At 61.8% G+C, this 18,514-nt stretch carries 23 protein-coding genes and 2 pseudogenes; 5 read left to right on the forward strand and 20 right to left on the reverse strand.

Annotation, left to right across the window (positions count from 1 at the left end):
- Positions 1-187: 187 nt before the first annotated feature.
- From NKJ18_RS30460 to NKJ18_RS30540, 17 genes are all read right to left on the reverse strand, one after another.
- The gene (locus NKJ18_RS30460) at positions 188-505 is read right to left on the reverse strand and encodes a helix-turn-helix domain-containing protein (RefSeq protein WP_023825251.1); all 318 of its coding nucleotides are present in this window, start codon (positions 503-505) and stop codon (positions 188-190) included.
- The gene (locus NKJ18_RS30465; protein WP_031199999.1) at positions 502-849 is read right to left on the reverse strand and encodes a type II toxin-antitoxin system RelE/ParE family toxin; all 348 of its coding nucleotides are present in this window, start codon (positions 847-849) and stop codon (positions 502-504) included. The genes NKJ18_RS30460 and NKJ18_RS30465 overlap by 4 nt, the downstream gene beginning before the upstream one ends.
- Positions 850-959: 110 nt before the next feature.
- Positions 960-1,415: a ribbon-helix-helix domain-containing protein gene (locus NKJ18_RS30470; RefSeq protein ID WP_023825250.1), complete on the reverse strand. Its 456-nt coding sequence runs from the start codon at positions 1,413-1,415 to the stop codon at positions 960-962.
- A gap of 7 nt (positions 1,416-1,422) precedes the next feature.
- On the reverse strand, positions 1,423-3,408 hold the full coding sequence (locus NKJ18_RS30475; RefSeq protein ID WP_352761225.1) for a conjugal transfer protein TraG: 1,986 nt from the start codon (positions 3,406-3,408) through the stop codon (positions 1,423-1,425).
- Between the two features lie 26 nt (positions 3,409-3,434).
- Positions 3,435-5,174, reverse strand: coding sequence for a relaxase/mobilization nuclease domain-containing protein (locus NKJ18_RS30480; RefSeq protein WP_352761227.1), 1,740 nt, complete (start codon positions 5,172-5,174; stop codon positions 3,435-3,437).
- Between the two features lie 243 nt (positions 5,175-5,417).
- Positions 5,418-6,188 carry a lytic transglycosylase domain-containing protein gene (locus NKJ18_RS30485; protein ID WP_352761229.1) on the reverse strand — a complete coding sequence of 257 codons (771 nt, stop codon included), beginning with the start codon at positions 6,186-6,188 and terminating at the stop codon, positions 5,418-5,420.
- Between the two features lie 3 nt (positions 6,189-6,191).
- Positions 6,192-6,527, reverse strand: coding sequence for a DUF736 domain-containing protein (locus NKJ18_RS30490; RefSeq protein ID WP_023690469.1), 336 nt, complete (start codon positions 6,525-6,527; stop codon positions 6,192-6,194).
- Positions 6,528-6,597: 70 nt separating this feature from the next.
- The gene (locus NKJ18_RS30495; RefSeq protein WP_023697510.1) at positions 6,598-7,143 is read right to left on the reverse strand and encodes a S26 family signal peptidase; all 546 of its coding nucleotides are present in this window, start codon (positions 7,141-7,143) and stop codon (positions 6,598-6,600) included.
- Positions 7,140-7,661, reverse strand: a complete 522-nt coding sequence (locus tag NKJ18_RS30500; RefSeq protein ID WP_023673524.1) for a DUF2840 domain-containing protein — start codon at positions 7,659-7,661, stop codon at positions 7,140-7,142. The genes NKJ18_RS30495 and NKJ18_RS30500 overlap by 4 nt, the downstream gene beginning before the upstream one ends.
- Positions 7,658-7,900, reverse strand: a complete 243-nt coding sequence (locus NKJ18_RS30505; protein WP_156936056.1) for a hypothetical protein — start codon at positions 7,898-7,900, stop codon at positions 7,658-7,660. The genes NKJ18_RS30500 and NKJ18_RS30505 overlap by 4 nt, the downstream gene beginning before the upstream one ends.
- Positions 7,897-9,057, reverse strand: a complete 1,161-nt coding sequence (locus tag NKJ18_RS30510) for a replication initiator protein A (protein WP_023690467.1) — start codon at positions 9,055-9,057, stop codon at positions 7,897-7,899. Before NKJ18_RS30510 ends, NKJ18_RS30505 begins: the two co-directional genes overlap by 4 nt.
- A 17-nt stretch (positions 9,058-9,074) precedes the next feature.
- A complete protein-coding gene (locus NKJ18_RS30515) occupies positions 9,075-9,356 on the reverse strand; it encodes a helix-turn-helix transcriptional regulator (protein ID WP_023690466.1) in 282 nt (93 codons plus the stop codon).
- Positions 9,357-9,496: 140 nt separating this feature from the next.
- Positions 9,497-10,051 carry a DUF2285 domain-containing protein gene (locus tag NKJ18_RS30520; RefSeq protein ID WP_023697509.1) on the reverse strand — a complete coding sequence of 185 codons (555 nt, stop codon included), beginning with the start codon at positions 10,049-10,051 and terminating at the stop codon, positions 9,497-9,499.
- Positions 10,014-10,262 carry a transcriptional regulator domain-containing protein gene (locus tag NKJ18_RS30525; protein WP_084013101.1) on the reverse strand — a complete coding sequence of 83 codons (249 nt, stop codon included), beginning with the start codon at positions 10,260-10,262 and terminating at the stop codon, positions 10,014-10,016. Before NKJ18_RS30525 ends, NKJ18_RS30520 begins: the two co-directional genes overlap by 38 nt.
- Before the next feature lie 134 nt (positions 10,263-10,396).
- Positions 10,397-10,657, reverse strand: a complete 261-nt coding sequence (locus tag NKJ18_RS30530) for a DNA -binding domain-containing protein (RefSeq protein ID WP_023673529.1) — start codon at positions 10,655-10,657, stop codon at positions 10,397-10,399.
- A gap of 175 nt (positions 10,658-10,832) precedes the next feature.
- Positions 10,833-11,159, reverse strand: coding sequence for a DUF736 domain-containing protein (locus tag NKJ18_RS30535; RefSeq protein ID WP_023673530.1), 327 nt, complete (start codon positions 11,157-11,159; stop codon positions 10,833-10,835).
- A 612-nt stretch (positions 11,160-11,771) separates the two neighbouring features.
- Positions 11,772-12,410 (reverse strand): hypothetical protein, encoded by a 639-nt coding sequence (locus tag NKJ18_RS30540; protein WP_502906191.1) that lies wholly within the window; start codon positions 12,408-12,410, stop codon positions 11,772-11,774.
- 449 nt (positions 12,411-12,859) lie between these two features.
- Between NKJ18_RS30540 and NKJ18_RS30545 the strand changes: the two genes are divergently transcribed.
- On the forward strand, positions 12,860-13,138 hold the full coding sequence (locus NKJ18_RS30545; protein WP_023694917.1) for a hypothetical protein: 279 nt from the start codon (positions 12,860-12,862) through the stop codon (positions 13,136-13,138).
- 53 nt (positions 13,139-13,191) lie between these two features.
- Here NKJ18_RS30545 and NKJ18_RS30550 read toward each other — a convergent pair.
- Positions 13,192-13,411: pseudogene (locus NKJ18_RS30550) on the reverse strand (DUF768 domain-containing protein).
- 1,445 nt (positions 13,412-14,856) lie between these two features.
- Between NKJ18_RS30550 and NKJ18_RS30555 the strand changes: the two are divergent.
- From NKJ18_RS30555 to NKJ18_RS30565, 3 genes are all read left to right on the forward strand, one after another.
- Entirely contained in the window at positions 14,857-15,063 is a 207-nt protein-coding gene (locus NKJ18_RS30555; protein ID WP_023690464.1) for a CsbD family protein, read from the forward strand.
- 70 nt (positions 15,064-15,133) lie between these two features.
- Positions 15,134-15,313 carry a hypothetical protein gene (locus NKJ18_RS30560; protein WP_023697507.1) on the forward strand — a complete coding sequence of 60 codons (180 nt, stop codon included), beginning with the start codon at positions 15,134-15,136 and terminating at the stop codon, positions 15,311-15,313.
- A 54-nt stretch (positions 15,314-15,367) separates the two neighbouring features.
- The gene (locus NKJ18_RS30565; RefSeq protein WP_031203328.1) at positions 15,368-15,658 is read left to right on the forward strand and encodes a helix-turn-helix domain-containing protein; all 291 of its coding nucleotides are present in this window, start codon (positions 15,368-15,370) and stop codon (positions 15,656-15,658) included.
- Between the two features lie 42 nt (positions 15,659-15,700).
- Here NKJ18_RS30565 and NKJ18_RS30570 read toward each other — a convergent pair whose 3' ends face one another.
- A complete protein-coding gene (locus tag NKJ18_RS30570) occupies positions 15,701-16,081 on the reverse strand; it encodes a hypothetical protein (RefSeq protein WP_198025868.1) in 381 nt (126 codons plus the stop codon).
- 170 nt (positions 16,082-16,251) lie between these two features.
- Between NKJ18_RS30570 and NKJ18_RS30575 the strand changes: the two genes are divergently transcribed.
- Positions 16,252-17,463 carry an ATP-binding protein gene (locus tag NKJ18_RS30575; RefSeq protein ID WP_352761232.1) on the forward strand — a complete coding sequence of 404 codons (1,212 nt, stop codon included), beginning with the start codon at positions 16,252-16,254 and terminating at the stop codon, positions 17,461-17,463.
- 641 nt (positions 17,464-18,104) lie between these two features.
- On the opposite strand, the pseudogene NKJ18_RS30580 reads toward NKJ18_RS30575, so the two are convergent.
- Positions 18,105-18,514: pseudogene (locus NKJ18_RS30580) on the reverse strand (transposase); the annotation flags it as partial.

Genomic DNA, 18,514 nt, shown 5'->3' on the forward strand with positions numbered 1-18,514 from the left:
TAAGAGAGCCGACGGCGCGCGCTGCAACACCGTCGAAAGCGAAGCCCAGCTGGGAAATTGTCGCCGTAGGTCTGAAGAAGGGTGTCCACCTTCGTGTTCCCGTGCTTTTCAATCCTACCGTCCTGGTGCGGTGGCGCCCATCCAAACCTGGACGATCAATTGTCCGCTCGTCGGCAAAGCCGTCCGATCAAGCGGCTTCAGCACGAGTTGACCGTCTAGGCTTGTGGCGAACCACCACGTCGACCTTGTAGTCGAGCCGGTCCAGACAGCGAACCAGCCTGTCTATTGAAAACTTACCCGTGCGCCCGGTGACGATCGCGGAGACGTCGGGCTGTTTCATTCCAAGCAGTTCAGCCGACTTCGCCTGGGTCAGGCGCCGGCGCTTGATAATGGCGCGGATCTCGCGGGCCAGCTTAGCCTTGAGCAATTCCTCTTCGGGATTCTCAAAGCCGAGGTCCGCAAACACGTTGCCGCTGCTCACTTCGGCGGTGATGTCTTCTGTCATGACTTTGTTCCTTTCCCATAGTTTTCGCGGTAGTGCGCCTCGGCCGCCTTCAATCGCACTGTCACGAGATCGATTTCGTGCTTGGGTGTCTCCCTGCCCTTCTTCGACTTCTTCTGGAAGCAATGAAGCACGTAGATCACCCCGGCAAAGCGCACCGCATAGACGGCCCGGTAGGTATCTCCGTCGAAGTCGTCGATCACCTCGAGGATGCTGCGGCCCCCAAACCCTTTCAGGGCTTTGACAGCCGGGTGCTCCTCACCATTCTGGGCGTCGTTGATTGCGACACCCATCAACCGGCGAACATCGACCGGAAACTCGCGCAGGTCGCCCTTCGAGGATCCCATCCACACCGTGGGCTTTTGGTTTTTCATTCTCCTGCCTTATAGCATACAGACTATATTTTTCAACCAAGAATCCTGATCGAGGCTTGCAAAATCTCAGTCCTCCCGTCCATTTAGCCCACGGGCCCGCCGGGCTGGTTTGTGTCCAGGCCGCCATCGATATCCTCGGAGATCTCCTGGCGAAGCTTTGGACCTTTTGCCAGGCGCCGGCCGAGCGCGGTGACAAAGGCATCATAGCGCTCGCCCGCCTTGGCATGGGCAGCCTGCCCCGCGGGCTCGGGCAACGCTGGTGTTGTCGCCAGCCAGAAGCGGACGAAAACGGCGAGCGTCTCCACCGCTATTCCAACATCGCGCTCCTGGCGTGCCATGCGGCGATCGAGCTGGTCGAGCCGCTTGGTGATCGCCGCCTCCTGTCGCTCGGCGGCATCGGGTGAGAGGAACGACTCGATGGCCGCCTCGGCGACGAGCGACCGTGAAAAATCACGGCGCGCCGCATGTTCGGCCAGCCTGCTCATGACCTTCGGATCGAGATAGACGGACAGGCGTTGCTTGCGAGGTGGCTTTACCATGGGAGCCTCACATATCCACGCCGTCGCCGGGGTCGAGCGACGCCTGCCGCGCAACGCCCTGCATCAGGCGCGTCAGTCGACGGTTGCGGGCAACCTCGTCCTCCACGTCATCCAGGTGATCGATCTCGAATTCGTTCTCGGTCGAAGGCTTCACGACCTGCTCGACGCGACTGAGCTCGGGTTGCCGACGACGCTCGGAATCAGTTGTGTCGTCATCCGTGGCCAACGGCGCCGACATGGCTTCAGCAATCTGCGGACGAGAAGGCAGAGGCAGGTTCGTCCAGTCGTCCGGCCTCCCCTCCTCCGCCGCCCCCCCCAACCGCGGCGGCGGCAGGATACGTTCCCGGAAGCGAGCATCCTCATGATAGCGCGCCTTTTTGGCGCGGATCGGCGGCGCACCCGCGACCATGACGATCTCGTCGGTCGCCGGCAGCTGCATGACTTCACCCGGCGTGAGCAGCGGGCGAGCCGTCTCCGAGCGGGAGACCATGAGATGACCGAGCCACGGAGACAGCCGGTGGCCGGCATAGTTCCTCATGGCCCTCATCTCGGTCGCTGTTCCCAGCGCGTCGGACACGCGCTTGGCGGTGCGCTCGTCATTGGTGGCAAAGCTTACCCGGACATGACAGTTGTCGAGGATCGAATTGTTGGCGCCGTACGCCCTCTCGATCTGGTTGAGGGATTGAGCGATCAGGAAGCTTTTCAGCCCGTAGCCGGCCATGAAGGCGAGCGCCGATTCGAAAAAATCGAGGCGGCCAAGCGCCGGGAACTCGTCGAGCATCAGGAGCAGCCGGTGCCCTTTCGCCCTGACCTGCAGATCTTCAGTCAAGCGGCGGCCGATCTGATTGAGGATCAGGCGAATGAGCGGCTTGGTCCGATTGATGTCGGACGGCGGCACGACGAGGTAGAGTGTCGTCGGATGCTCGTCGTCGATAAGGTCGCTGATGCGCCAGTCGCAGCGGCGCGTGACCTCTGCCACGACAGGATCGCGATAGAGGCCAAGAAATGACATGGCGGTGGACAGCACGCCGGAGCGTTCGTTGTCTGATTTGTTCAAGAGCTCTCGCGCGGCGCTGGCGATGACCGGGTGCGGACCAGCCTGCCCCAGATGCGCGGTTTTCATCATCGCGGACAACGTCGATTCGATCGGACGCTTTGGATCGGAGAGGAATCCGGCGACGCCGGCAAGCGTCTTGACCGGCTCGGCGTAGAGGACGTGCAGGATCGCGCCGACCAGCAGGGCATGGCTGGTCTTCTCCCAATGGTTTCGCCTCTCGAGCGAGCCTTCGGGATCGACCAGGATGTCGGCGATGTTTTGAACGTCGCGGACTTCCCATTCGCCGCGACGCACCTCGAGCAGCGGGTTGTAGGATGAGGATTTGGGATTGGTGGGATCGAACAGCAGGACCCGCCCATGCATGGCGCGGAAGCCCGCGGTGAGTTGCCAGTTTTCGCCCTTGATATCGTGAACGACGGCGGAGCTCGGCCAGGTCAGCAGCGACGGGACGACCAGGCCGACACCCTTGCCCGAACGTGTGGGCGCAAAGCACAGCACATGCTCCGGTCCATCGTGGCGCAGATAGGCGCCGTCAAAGCGCCCAAGCACCACCCCATCGGAGCCGAGAAGGCCCGTTGCCTTGACCTCCTGCTTGTCGGCCCAGCGGGCGGAGCCGTAGGTCTCGACCTTCTTGGCCTCTCGAGCCCGCCAGACCGACATGCCGATGGCGACGGCGACGCAGGCGAAACCGCCGAAAGCCGCGATAAAGGCTCCCTCTACGAAGATCGACGGCGCGTAGGCATCGAAGCCATACCACCACCAGAAGAATGACGGCGGAAGGTAGAACGGAAAGCCCAGGACACGGAACCATGGCCTGCCCAGCTCGGGCTGGAATGCCAGGCGCCAGGCCACCCACTCCGTCGCGCCCCAGGTCGTGAACAGTACGATCATCAAGACGGCGAGGATCTGGCCCCAGAGAATTTTGGTGGCGGACATGCTGCAGTCCTTTCTTCAAATTGAGACTAGATGCCGAGGCCTCGCTTGCGGCCAAAACTCCAGTCGATGCCGTCGTCATTGCGAGCGACGCCAGAGACGTGGCTGCCAAGATGTTTTTCCAGGGACGGCGTCCAAGGCACCAGTTGGAAACCGAGGCCGTCATCGATCATGGCGAAGCGGCCGGAGGCGAGCGTGAAACGTTGCCGGTAGGAACCGGCCACAAACTCACCACTGCGAACGCGGTTGAACGGCTGGCCGGTTTCGGCCGAGAGCTTTTCGCCGAGCGCCTCCAACTCGCAGCGACGCAGCGTGTCTATCAGGTTGCGGGTGAAGGTTGTGCGTTGGCCATGCCGCTCGCCGAGGCCCCGTTGGACGAGGTGGTCGGCACGGAGCTGCATCGCCTGCCGCACCTCGGCGCCGAAGCCGCCTTCCGACAACGCAGTCGGTTCGCGGGCGATGTTCTGGCGATCGAGCCAGGTGGCGCCGGCGGCGGTAACCTGCCGCTCAATATCGAGATCGGAACGGACAGCGAGTGCTGCGCGCCCATGTCCCTGCGCGTCATGGAACTTGCGCAGCTCAACGATGGAACCCGGAGCGCTGTCGCCGGCGGCATCGAGATCGGACAGCTTGATGTGATGGGTGCGGCCGTCGGTGCCATCGATCACGGCGTAGGCACTGCCCTTCAACTCGTCATCGAGACCGCGGTCGACCAGCCGACCGACGATTGGCGTGTCGAGGCGCTCCGCCGCGAGCACATAACTCGCCGACCCGCGCTCGATGCCCTGTTCTGTCAGGGCGCGGTGCATCCGCTTGATGATGTCACCGCGTTCGCCAAGCTCGCGCAGCGTCGCCTCGGCCTTTTCGTCGATCCTCCATTGGCCTGGGCCGACCTGTTCGGCAAGGCCAAGCGTTTCGAGCTTGCGCGCCCGCCCGACCTTCAGCACGTGATACTCATCGGGCTGAGCGCTCGCCGGGGACGCAAGATCGACAACGCCTGTGTCGCGGCAATCGCGAACAAGCTGCCGGTCAAGCTGGGTCCAACGTTCGGCCTCGACCTGACGCTGCAGATTGCGATGGATGTCGAGATCGGTGCGCGGGCCGAGCTCCTGGGTAACAAGATCGGCCGCGCGGGCGCGCATCCCCTCCTTGATGTAATCGCGCGAGATCACGAGATCCTGCCCGTCATCAGTCTGGCCGCGCAGGATGATGTGAAGGTGCGGATTGTCCGTGTTCCAGTGATCGACGCCAGCCCAATCCAGTTTTGTGCCGAGGTCCTTTTCCATCTGCCCCATCAGATCGCGGGCGAAGGATTTGAGATCCGCCATGTCGACGGCATCTTCCGGCGAGACGATGAAGCGGAAGTGGTGCCGACCATCGCTGCACCGCTCGGCAAAAGCACCGTCATCCACCTCCCCGACTTTCGGCCCGAACAGCCTTGCCTTCTCCCCGTCACGGGTGACGCCCTCGCGGCGCAGATAGCTGAGATGGGCGGCAAGCGGCGCGGCGCGCGCGTGATGTCGCACCAGCCGTGTCTTGATGATCACGGCGCGCGAGCGGCCGGTGAGGAGACGATTGGCGCGCACGCTCGCCGAGCGGCCACGCCCGAAGGTCGAGCGATTACCCGGACGGATCCGGCCGGAGCGAGAGATACGGGCGCCCGCCTTCTGGGCGGCGGCAAGCGCCTGCGCGATGAAGGGCCTGGCGCGCTGGGTGCCCGATGAGCGGATGCGGCCGGGCCGGATTCGGAATCCATCCTCACCGTTCATGACGAAGATCCGCACATCGTGTCAAAACACGGAAATCACAGGTAAATCGGTGTTCCGCCGAGGTGCGCGAAACCTTCGCACCTCGCGGAAATGCTGCATAACCTATTGAAACAACACAACCGACCGACGCCGCACCTCGCGGCCTTTTATCTCGCCATCTTCGGGTTGTTCTGCCCACCTTCCGCCTCCATCCACGCCACGGTGCGCGGGAGCATGCGGTTGCGCGAAAACGCCCATGCGCGCTCATGGCTGGATCCTGTCGCCCGCTCGCGCCACGAAGAGGCCTTCGGACAGCGGCACGATGGCGGACACATCGCGCACGGTGGGCGCAGAGCTCGCGTCATTTGGTGGTCGCTCGGTTGGCACCCGAGCGACAGCTTGTTTGCGATCCGGCTGACCGACGAACAGCGAGCCGCGCTTCCAGGGAATGGCCTCGACAGACGTAACGGCGAAAGGGCGCATACCCTCGCTTTCACCGATCAGGGGCGGAAATGCGGCGACATAGGCGCGGGTCTCGGCCGGTAACGGACGCCCAGTGAGGTAGGCCTGGTAGCGTGCAGGTCCCGCATTGTAGGCGGCCAGAAATCCCGGAGAGCCGAAGCGATCGTGCAGTTCGCGCAGGTACGCCGTTCCAGCCAGGATGTTGTCCCGGGGATCGAATGGATCGCGGCCAAGCGACCAGCGGGCGCGCAGATAGTCCCATGTTCCGGGCATGATCTGCATCAAGCCGCGGGCGCCTGCGCTGGAGACGGCACGCATATCGCCCGCACTCTCCTTGCGCATGATGGCGCGTATCAACGCGGTCGGGACGCCGAAGCGGTGCGAGGCTTCTGCGATATGCGCGCCGAACGGATCGCGTTGCGACGATCGTGTGAGAGGTGTTTCCTGCGCCACTGCCGCCGGCATGACGGTCGCGACGGACAGGCCGCAAAGGAGGAGCAGAGCCATGCGCCAGGCAGCGCGAAGCGGCCCGGGCGCACCGCGATGGCTCGTCGACGGACGGCGAGCGCGCATCGTTCAATCCTTCTCGCTACGGTCGCGCGGGCGCGCCCAGTGCAGCGACCAGGACGTCTTGTCGTCGCCATTGCGAAAGAGGTTGGCGCGTATCGGCTGCGCGAAGGTCGGGTCGTCGAGCTGGATCGAGACATAGTCTCCGGCCTTTTCGCTGGAGCGTTTCCAGCCGGCGCCGATCTCGGGGCCGTCCTCGCTTGCGGCGTGAATGCGGTAGTCAGGCGCATTCTCCGTTTCGCTCGCCTCTGCCGCCACAATGGCAATATCCAGGTTGAGGCTGAGCGTGTGGATGCGCCCGCTATAGCCAGTCTTCTGGCGCGTGAATTCTCCGATCTGTTGCATGTCAGGCTCCTGTTTTCGAGTCGTGCGGTGATGAAGACTGGCGCCACGACGCGCGCCGCTGGTCGCGCGCTCACCGCGTTGGCGCGCGCCATTCGAAGCGGCCGTTGCCGTCCTCGTCTGTCCACAGCGGAACGGCGCGGCCGATGATCCGTCTGGTGGAGAGGAGGCCGAAGTAGCGGCCGTCGAAGCTGTCGCGGACATGCCGGTTCATCAGGAAGACTTCGCCGCTCGCGATGCGGCGGCAGCCCTGCCAGACCGGCAGGTCACGACCGGCCCGGTCACGCGTCAACGCCATCCCCGCCTCGATACCATCGACCGTGATGGTGAGGTTCGAGCGACAGACCCGTTGCCCCGATACGCCAAGGATGCGCTTCAGGAGTGGCACGCCCCTCGGCAGATAGCCGCGATCGGCGAGGAACGCCGCGAGCGGCTCGGGCGCGTCGACGGCCACAAGATCGGCGACCTCGAAGGGTCCGTCGAAGTCGATCGTGTAGAAGCCGATCGGTGCGCTGGCTGACGCATTCCAGATGAGCTTCGCGGGCATCGAAGTGAGGCCGGGATAACCGACGCCCATGGTTGCGATAACGCTGGCTAAGATGATCCCGGCGCGCGTCACGGCTCAGTCCTCTTGCGCAGCAGGAAGGCACGATGTTGGTCGAGTGTGTAGCTGCGCGGCGCATTGCCGGCGGTTATCCGGTTGTGGATGTGCCGCCAATGATCAGGCGACACCAACTCAGGCTCGATGCCGAGGCGCTGGATGGCGTCGATCGCCTGCAGCACGCGTTCGACCTTGGGCCAGCTCTCGACCTTCAGCAGGATGTCGCCGCCGGGTCGCACGAAGGGCAGTGTCTGATAGGCTTCGCCAGACGCGACCGCACGCACGATGTCGATGCGTGAGATGATCGTTCCGAAGTCGTTCGCCGCCCATCGCACGAAGGCGAAGACCACGCCGGGACGATAGGACAGGATCCGCCGGCGACGATCGACGATCTGTTCCTGGGCGGGCGTGCCGAACCGTATCCAGTTCTCGATCCTCTTCTCGACCCAGGTCAGTTCGACATGGACGAGATTATCGGCAGCGTGGTGCGTGGCCGGGAATGCGCCGCGCGTGCGGGGAGCCGCAATGCCAGTCATTTCGGTTCTCCTGATGTGGTGGGAATTTCGCGCGCGAGCCTCGCGCGCAGCGTTTCGGCGACGATGACGTCGTTCTCGAAAGCGGCGATGCGTGCGCGCTCCTGAGTCGTCATGTCGGTGGTGGGGCGCACGACGAAGGTCGCGAACTGATTTCCCTTGCAGGCCAATTCACCGGCGAGATGCAGCGTCAAAGTTGCCTTCCCGACACGGCTCTTTCGATTTAGGGGTGCGGCGCTCATCGGGCGGCTCCCGAGCGCGGATCAAGCGGCGGAGTCGGACCTTCGGAAGCGCTGGTTGCCGTGATGCGACCGCCAGAAACCGTCGACGTGTTGGGGGTGTTGTTGGTGGTTACGCTGAGTGCGTGGCTGGCTCGCCGTACGAGCCTCTGCCCATCTTGCGCGCGCGCTTCAAAGTTAGAATCTGGGTTAGAGTCTAAGTTAAGGGCGCGATTTCGGCTTTGCTTTCCCAGGGTTAGGCGCCGTTTCGGTTCCTGATAGCACGAGCCTGCGGTTCCCGATGGCACGATAGGTCCGGTTCCCGATAGCACGAGGCCGTCCACAGGCCTTCCACAGGAGCCGATCCGCTCGAAGGCAAGCAGAACCCGGCCGCCAATCTCCACTTCCAGCGCAAGGGTGTAGCCGGGCAGCGGCTGGCGGCGGATGATGTCGCGCAGCTCGAAGGCAAAGCGCTTGTGGGGCGACAGGCTGCCGGATTTCTGGTGAAGGTGACGGAAGTCGAAGCGCCAGCCGTCGGGCTGGCGTCCGCCATGCTTGCGCACCAGCCGATAGAGCCAGCGCTCCAGCCCGCCAGTCAGGTCGAAATAAGCGCGGTCGATCGTCAGCACGAGCGCGTCATCGAGGACTGCCTGGTAGAACCAGTCGGGGACGATCAACTCGATCCCCGCGGGTTTGCCATGGCGATCGATGCGCTCCTGCCACTCATTGATCCATGAGAAGCGGTGACGCCGGCCTTCGGCGGGCTGACGAATCGTCGTCGAGACGGTGGTCGACTGCAGCCGGTCAAGCCCCGCCTTCAGGCGCTGATAGTCGCGCAGGCTCTTGCCGCGGCCGACGAAGGTGAGAATCTCATAGGGTGTGGCGGCCATCAGGCGCGAGGTGCGAAGGCCCGCGTCGCGCGCCTCGACGATCTGGCTTGCGGCCCAGATCAGGATGTCGGCGTCCCAGATGGTCGCCATGCCATGATCGGGCACGGCTTCGACCCGGATCGTGACGTTGCCGGCCGCAAAATCGATCGGGGTGATGCGATGCGTCTTGGAAAGGGAGAAGAACGGATAGGCCATGAGATCCTGCGCGTCTCGTGGGGCGAAGTCGCCAGGCAGCGCCCGGAACAGGTCGAGCTGCCCGCGCTCCGAAAGGGATTGGTTTCGAGCCACCATTGGAAATCCGCGCGCGGTCAGCGTGCGTATCGTCCGCCGTGCGTCGGCGGCGTCGGCGTGTGACGCTTGGCCGGCAGGACCGACCCCCGCGGATCGGATGTAGACGTGACAGCGCCGCGTTCGGCCCACGCCTGAAGATCGTCGACGGCATAGACGACACGGCCGCCGAGCTTGCGGTAGGAAGGACCAGTGCCATAGGTCCGGTGCTTTTCGAGCGTGCGGGCGGACAGGCTGAGGAAATCCGCGGCCTCCTTGGTGCGCAGGAAGCGCGGCGGCAAAACGGCGATATCGGGTCGCATGGGTCGAACCTCCGTGGGGTCTTGGGCAGCCGCTGGCGTTCAGCGGTGGGCGGAGACCACGGTGGCGGAGAGTAAGCTTCGTCAGGGATGGGGAAGTTGAGGGGGGCTAAAACTCCACCCCTTTTGCGCGGCCAGACCCGCTAGGATCGGCGGCGATGACGCAGGATTTGCAAATAGCCACCGCCGATCATGGCGGTGGCACCTTCGACCAGGCCGATCACCGCGTCGCGCAGTGCGGAAGTTTTCCAGGGATCGGCAGCGACGCGCTTAGACCCGTAAAGGGCGACGGCAATGTCGCGGTAGCTCGCGCCATTCGAATGGCCGTCAGCGGCCTGCATCATCAGACGAAAGCGGCGGCGCTGCTGCGGGGTCATCCGCGTGTCCGAAGGTTTGGGGCGCCCCTGCAACGAACGCCAGAAACGGGTGAGTGCTTCGATCCGTCCCAATGTTTCTGCGTCCAAGGGGATCAGCGCCGCCAGGTGACCGTGCGGGTCACTGCCGGGCAGAAGGAGAAGTTGGGTGACGACACCTGCACTATGGACAGTGTGGCGTCCTTCCGGGCTGTCGTGGACCACGCCCAGGCCGGTCAACGGCGCCGATCGCAAGGACGACAGGAATTCCGGCGCCGGCACGAGAGAAACCACAGCTGGATCGACGTCAGGCGACCACAGAACGTCTTGCGCCAAGGCGGACAAATCCGGCGTGGCCGGGAAATCGCAACCCCCACTGCCGCTGTGCCTCAGGGTGGAAGGGTGCTTTTTCGGATCTTGTGGTAAGGAGCGCTTGGTAGTGCCGTTGATAGGGTTGGTGACGCCGCAGACACTCCCAGGCGAGCCCTTCGATAGGTAATGTATCAAAATAATCATAGCTGGCATTGTCTCGCCAATGCGACGTATCCGGCCTCATCCAAGAGCTCCTCGCAAACAACGCGTAGACCCCGCCTCCAAACGATTCCGGGTTGTAGCGATTGGCGGAAGACCCTTGCCGGGCATCGGGTGATGCCACTTCGGCATCACCCGCGAACCACAGGCGCTGTGGTGCTAGTTGCCGGGTCGACGCAAGAGATGACGGTAGCCTGCACGCGCCATCCAGCGCGCTCGCGCCAGATGGCTGTCGTGGATGCGCCGGGCGCGTTGTGGCTCCTTCGTCAGATCAATGCCGAAGAGGATTTCGACCACCTCGCGCCAGTCCGCGCCGTCGTCGGCGGCGTCAAGCAGGCGCACATAGAGCTTGACGTGTTCCCGATCGTATTCGGTGAGTTCGTCACTGGTCGGCGCGGTTTCGTCAAACGGCTCGATCATCGCTTGCCTCGTCTTCACAGTGAAAGCCTGCATTTTATAGAAACAACAGCGCCGATGGAGGACGGTTGATAAGCATCAGGCGATGCGGTTTCGGCATCGCTCTCGGCTTGAGTGAATCGAACCGGACGTCCGCGGAAGAAGGCCCCGGCCTTCCGGCCGGGGCCTGCGCGGGTCCTTAGTCACCCCGCCGCGCGTTCGGGCGGGACCAGATGAGCGAGAAACCCTCCCCTTCCTCGTCGTCGAAGAGGTTGGCGTAGATCGGGGCGTTGAAGCTCGGATCGTCGAGCTTGAGACCCAGGTAATCGCGGCCTTCGTTGGAGGTCTTCGACCAGGCGGCGCCGATCTCGGCGCGGCCGACCAGCACCCGGTGGCTGGGAGCGTTCTCGCCGGTGGCGCGTGTGTCTGGGACGATGCGCACGTTCTTGGCTTGGACGCTGAGGGTGACGATGTCCCCGGTGAATTCGTTCGAGGCGGTCTTCTTGAAGGTGCCGATGGTAGCCATTGTAAGTCTCCGTTTTCTGTTCCCGAGCCCGCACCATGCGGCCTCGATGGCGATCGGGTGGCCGAAGGCGACCGACGACGCATCGCTTGCGACCGGAGCAACGCGGAGGACGGCGCAGGAACGACTTTCTTGTCTCGCGAGGAATGGCGGCGCTCGGGGTCCCCATGCGCTTGCGGCATGGGGTGGGAGCCGGCAGGGGAAGAAAGTCGAGATGCGCCGTTGCGGCCTAGGCGGTCGAGGCTTCAGCCGTCGTTCGGCCAGATCAGCCCATTGAAGAGGCCGTTTGGAGCGCTCTTGGGACAGATTGGGAACGGAGACGTTGGCGTGCAACGCGCCTCCGGCAGATCGCTACAGGCTTCACCGGCATCGCCCACGCATTCCAGGCACAGATTCCGCGCACCTGCAACGCCGCCGCCACCGCGCGCGCTGCCGTCCTGCTACCGACTTGTCGGTCTGCCATGGGCATCGACCAAAGAAAGTCAAGTCCCAGACGGGGCCGCGCCGGCACGTGGCCGTTGCTCGATCCTGGCATGGAACCCGATTGCTCCAACCACCGATAATGAGGAGGCTAGGCCTTCGTCGGTCTGGTCCACCTGCGCCGCCCGCGGGGGTCTAGGCTCGAACCACGTCCCTGCCGGATTGGTCGGCTGACGTCATGCCCGCGACCCGCAGATATGCCGTGACGCCGACGGCGGTCGCGCCAATGGCGGAGAAGACGACCTGCCAGGTTTCCGAAGGCATCATGTGCTTCGCGATGCCATGGGTGGCATGGTAGCCGGCAACCATCGCAGGCGCGACGAAGACAAGCGTGATCGCCAGCTTCGCCCACATGGAGCTGATAACGCCGAGGAGGATTTGGCCGACGCCGAGCGTCAACCCGGCTGCCAGGATGCCGACGAGGATCGCGCCAAGCCAGCCGGCGCCGGTGTTGAATGCCCACGTACCTGCGCTGACCCCTGCGAACAACGGAAGGGCGAAGATAGCAAGCGTGAAGAGCAACCAGCACAGGATGCCGATGGCCGCGATACAAACGAACATGCCGAGGATGATCATGGTGGTGTCTCCGAGAATAGCTCTGGCGATTGCGCCTTCCACCACCACCGCAACGCCGCGCAGAGCATAGCAACGAAAAGCACCGGCGAGATGCCAAAGCTCTGTTTCGCCAGCGGCAATGTTAGCCCCGTCCTGGGGCGAACGGTCGATTTCGCCGATGATGGCGGTGTCGTCGCCGTCATACTCGTTCGCCGGCACGACCGAGAGAGTGCCGTCGCCGCACGAAAGATGACGATGGCGACCATGAGGGTGGCGGCGAGGCTGAAGGCGAAGGCATGCGCGTCGGCGAGGGACATCGATCCGGCTCCTGTTTGAAGCGGAGGACCCTCCCCCGCTGACAGGCGCCCGATGTGTTCGGCGGATGGCCGCAATCACCGCGAAGGCGAAGCCGGAGCGGCGGCACGCTTCGCGTAGTCCGACCCCTTGCGGGTTGATGGCGTCAGGCCGTCGGCTGGACCAAGGATCAGCGCAATGGATCGCGGGGGTGGGGTCATCTTCAAGTCAGGAGCAGCGGCGTCGTTAGCGCGACGCTTATGTTCCATGAGAGTCTGAGCAAGCCGCCGCGCGATGTGGCGGGCGTCGAGCGATAAACCGGACGGCCATGAACGCGCTGGGTCCCGTTGGAAGCCGCCACGCTGAAAATGAGGATGAAGCTGGGCGATGACGCTGTGCAGTTGCGGTGGCAGGCCCAATCCAGCTCTCTCGGCGTAACGAGCGGCCTTGCCGAGATCGTGCCCGATATGGCGGCGATTCCAGCGATCGTCGGTCGCTGTTCTGAGAAGATGCGACTTCAGGAGCAATTCAATGGCGATGGCGATGGCGTGAAGGGCCGCATTGCGCCTGCCCAGATCCGCCGCCCGGTCAGCGCCATCGAGGCACACTGCGGCATTGCGCAAGAAGGTGTCGGCCAGCGCGATGTCCGGTGAAGCTATCGGGAAAGGATAAGAGCGACGGCTTGAAGAATGCCGTGCCTCCCCTGCTAATTTATAGGGGGGGTAAGTTCCGAAGGCGCATCGACCAGCGTCCGATATAGGCTGTCAACTTCTTCGTCGATCTCTTCGCGCCTGATCCCGAGCGCCTTAGCGTCGGCGTACAATTTGTGTGTGTACTCACTTATCGAAACCGTGTCGGCCTTCGCCGTTTCGGGGAGATTGTTGCCGATCCCAGCGATCGAGGAAATTGATACCGCGTGTACTCATGGAGCCTTAAGCTCCATTAAGCGCTTAGGTTCCGGCTGTTCGGTGGCGAGGTCATAGACTAGGCTGTTCGCAGCCGCCGAAGTAGCTTTTGACCTTCAATCAGGCCGCACGTCGGCCCAATCACTATGAATTGGCTTCGCACCAAAAATCCATGTGTGAGATGTAAGGCAAGAACCCCCATCGGAGTCCGTGAGTTCGACCTGGAGGATGATACCACCCCCGAACAGGCGTCATCGATCATACAGAAAGATGACGCACGACAGTCGCCAGTGATCGGGACCGACGAGACCGCGAAACAGATAGTCGCTCTGCTTCAGCGCGTCTCTCGCTGATTTCGTCAAGTTGCTCGCTTCGGGGGAGCTTCCAATCCTAGACGAGAAGACTGATCGCCAGCGAAAGCGACGGCATCTGCTTCATATTCGAATGCTCGGGAATACGTTTCACCGTTCCTCCCTATGATGCGAACAACCCACTCGCCCAACGAATGGCGGATCTCTAAGAAGAGGGAAGACGAAGGCGGCGGCCGGTACGTGACGCTGTGCAATGCCCTCGGGAGGCCTGTCCCGCCAAAATCGGCACCATCGGAGGAATGAACTTCACGCATGCACTGACTCCCGAGACCGCGAGTCAATTAGCGCGTGCTTAATTAGTTCCAGAACGTTTTAACGAATCGTTGACCGCGCTGTCCCATTATAGGACGGCGCGGTCAAACCCCAACCTTGGCTGCGCAGGCGGCTTCGGCATTGAGTTCCACCCCGAACTGTCGGAGCCGCCACCCACATTTCACTATTTACCAGCAATGGTTGAATCAACCGTTACTGCACGTGCTTTCAATGGCGCTTCCCTGATCGTTAGACTTTGACGGAACAAACAGGGGATTCACAGGTTCGGCGTTCGAGACTCGACCGATGGAAGCGATCTTCGATGACATCGCCAACGCCCTCAGAGCGCCCCGCCAAGACGTGTGGCGCCCTGTCCGGCGCCTTCGCCATCGATATGGTCGGCGAACTCAACTCCCCACGTACGCCGCGTCCTGGCTGCGTCAAGGAAGCTCTTGGAACAGATGGCCGAACGCGAAGACCCCCCGCCGCCAAGTTGAGGCGGCTTCTATGGAAATCCGCTCATCTGACGCCAGAGCAGCGCTGGCAGGTCCATCAACCGGCTACCCTCAGAAGCAGTGCGACACCGACTCCATAAGGGATGAACACAGCCGCCAACGCGACCCAGATGCCCGGATCGGCGAGCACGTGCATTTCCTTGCGAAGCTGTTCCAGACCAACGGCAAAAGGCCGGCTGTGTTCCCAAACCGGAAAAGGCCGGCGCACACATGCGGTCGACGGGCATTAGGTTCCATTGCTAGATCACAAGCAAGCGCGCTTACCTGCAGCGGAACCTGACAGCCATACGACCGTTATTCGAAAGGACAACGAAAGGAGATCGCCATCATGGACTGGAATCGCGTCGAAGGAAATTGGAAGCAATTCAAAGGTAAGGTCAAGGAGCAGTGGGGCAAGCTCACTGATGATGATCTCGACCGCATAGCCGGCAACCGCGATCAGCTCGAAGGTACGATCCAGGAACGCTACGGCATTGAGAAGGATCGCGTGCGGCGAGACGTCGACGACTGGTATGGTCGACAAGACTCGTATTAGGACGGTGCGCCGTTCGGATCGACCTTGTCGGCTTCCAGCCGCGTTGATCTCCACAATGGAGATTGTAGAAATGTCCATCCACAAAGAAGACTATCGAACGAACAAGGCTGACTACCTGATAGCGAAAAGGCCAGATCTGGTTGAGAAGACCAAGCCGAAAAAGAAGACGTTGCGGCGTGACGATCAGCGTTCCGCAAAGTTATTGGAAAACCCCGCCGCGTTACCCGAGAGGCCGGCATCACGCCGTTAGAAATCGCAGAAGGTCAAGAGGAACATTTAAGCGATATTGAATGTTCGACTGTTTATGGACAGCCGAACCGTACTCTCAGCAGATCAATCCAGAGCAGCACGAGCCCTACTGAACTGGTCGCGTGTGCGACTTGCCGCAAAGGCAGATCTTAGCGAAATGGCCATCAGCGATCTTGAGAACGGATTCAGGAAATCGCGTCCCCACAACATCGCGGCGATCCGCAAAGCGTTTGAAGACGCCGGAATCGTCTTCACCGTCGAAGGCACTCCATCGCTCGCCCGCTCAGAAGGTGGCAGCGGCCTCGCCACCGACAATAGACAGTGGCGCCGGCGGCAGAGAAAATAATAAGGGCGAAAAGCCTACTCAGGAGCGTCTTAGGCTCGGAACTCATACCGGAAGGCTCGCAATGCGGAGCGCTGATTTACGGCTTTGAAGATTGCCGATCTCGTCGACCAAGGTCAGGCCGCTCAATCTGCGATCGAACTCTATGGGCTTGAAGCGCCGACCGCCGTGGCGCACTGCGCTTTGGAGGCACATTTCGACGGCCGACCAAATGACTTCCGCTTTTGGTGCGATGTCTTTCACCAACTGAGAAGACCAAACTGACGGAACTTTTGCCGCGGAATCGTGTTCGTTCGAGCATGACCAGAATAGCAGCCCTTGGCCCACGCATCCCCGGCAAACCACATTCGCCGGCAGACGGACAAGACCGTTTCGACCTTTGGCCCGATATGCGGCCAGCAGGTTGACCGCCGCGACTTCCGTCAAGTGATGTGGCACGAGCAACCAGATCACGAGCCGCTTGAATGGACGCTTAGAGCAGTTCAGATTTTGACTGAATCTGCGGGATTCCCGTGAGAGTGGTTTTGTGATTCAAGATGCTGGCTGGATCGGAGGCCAGCATCAGATGACGGCTCCCCCTCAACGTCCGCAGGAATTTGGAGGATCAGCTGCGCCAAAGCCAGAAAATGGAGGCGGTGGGGCAACTCACGGGCGGTATCGCGCACGACTTCAACAACATGCTGGGAGTTGTCATCTCAGGACTCAACTTGATCCAGCGGCGCGTCGACCGCGGCGAGCCCGGCGTGCACCAACTGATCGCAGCCGCGACCGAGGGTGCCCACAAAGCTGCCATGCTGACGCAAAGGCTACTGGCTTTTTCCCGGCAGCAGCCGCTTTCCCCTGAATCCCTCGACGTCGGCCGGATGGTGCAGGATATGTCGGAGCTTTTGCGCCGGACCCTGGGCGAGCACGTAACACTCAATACGGTCGTGCAATCCGATGACGGTGCAGTGCTCGCTGATCCCAGCCAACTCGAAAATGTCCTCGTAAATCTGGCGGTCAACGCTCGCGATGCCATGCCGGAGGGCGGAACCCTGACAATCGAAACCTCTGCACTCCTGGTCGACCAGTCGGTTGCTGCAGATCATGGCATTTCCCCCGGCCCCTACGTCCTTATTGCGGTGAGGGACACGGGCTCGGGTATGAGCGCGGAGGTTCTGGAAAGAGCCTTCGAGCCGTTTTTTACCACCAAAGGTGTCGGCAAGGGAACCGGCCTTGGGCTGAGTCAGGTGTTTGGCTTCGTCAAGCAGTCCGGTGGCTATGTCAAAATCGATTCAAAACTGGGGGTGGGGACTACCATCAGCATCTGGTTGCCAAGGCACAATGGTCCCGCCGATGGAGCACGGCGGGCGAACAGCCAAGACGTTGCCAATGGCAAGCCAGAGGAATTGATCCTCGTCGTCGAGGACGAGGCGAGTGTAAGACAACTGACAATGCAAATGCTCGAGGATCTCGACTATTCGGTGATTTCTGCTGAGAATGGGGTTGAAGGCCTGCGCATTCTTGAGGATCGAGGAGACGTTTCCTTGCTGCTGACGGATGTTGTCATGCCCGGAATGAACGGTCGGGAATTTGCGGATGCTGCCGTTGAATTGCGGCCTGACTTGAGGGTGCTCTTTACGTCCGGTTACGCACGTGATGCCATAGTTCGCAATGGGATCATCGATCCAAACGTTCAACTCCTGCAGAAACCCGCTACCCTCCAAGCTCTCGCCCAGAAAGTCAGATTGGTTCTGGAACTAGCCATTCGGCAACCGGCCGTTCCGGTTTTCAGGCAAGAGGGTAGCGCGCTCGACCTGTCATATTAGACGCAAAGCGGTCATTGAGCTCTATTGAGAGCTTCGGGTCACCACGAGCGTCCGCGGTGATGCCGCCGACATTTCTCCTCGGGTCTCTACCGACGTGGTCGCGGGTGCAACAATCTGTTGCACAACTCTGCTATCTGTCCCGCCAATGCCTGACCCTCAACTTGCTCACCCCTGAATAAGTCATCGCTCGCTGTCACGGCCAGGTAAGCGACGGGACTCTTCGAACGGGCGCGTTGCATGCGGATCAGGCCATCGTTCCTCAAGATCAGCAAAGCAATCATCTATCCCAGCGGCGAGTGGATCGCTGGGACAAATCGATCGTGGTCGTCTGCAAACAAAGACGCGAACTGCCGCGGGAGAAGAAGACGGCACGGCCAGAGTAAGCAGAGAGGCGGTTCATTCGCCCGAGAGGCGTGGGTTAGAGAAATATGCGTGCGAATCCGTGCTCGATCGGGGCGTCACAGTTTTCATACATAACTAACCCGCTCGATACCCTTTGCGAACGCAGCGTCACGTCTAATCAGAATGGCTTTGAAGAGCGTGACTTGAGCATCTCTGTCGCGGGTGTTTTGGGGGTTAAATCCGCCCTTCCCTACGGTTGTGTGCGTCAAGTTCTGCAAAATGGGCGATCATGAAACTGGTCATGCGGCTTGGCGTAGAGCGAGCTTCTTGTGCTCGCGCAGATCATCCATGTTGATATAGCGGTTGGCCTCCATCCAGTTTTCATTGGTTTCGACGGCCAGCTGACCAGGCGCAGGCGCAGGCAGCTTTCGGCGTTCGGGAAGATGCGCACGACATAGGTGCGCCGGCGGATTTCCTCGTTGAGCCGTTCAAGCATGTTGGTGGACTTGAGGTGCTTGTGATGCTGACGCGGCAGCCGGAAGAAAGTCAGCGTCTGTTCTATGGCTTCTTCCGCCCAGGTGGTCAGCCGCGGGTAGCGGGCGGACCATTTGGACAGCCATGCGGCAAGATCAGCCCTGGCCTCTGCGAGATCGCGCCGGTCGTAGAGCCAGCGCAATTCCTGCAGGCAGTCGTCGCCGTGCTTCCTCGG

Source organism: Mesorhizobium sp. M0217 (genome assembly GCF_040321955.1).
Lineage (GTDB): Bacteria > Pseudomonadota > Alphaproteobacteria > Rhizobiales > Rhizobiaceae > Mesorhizobium.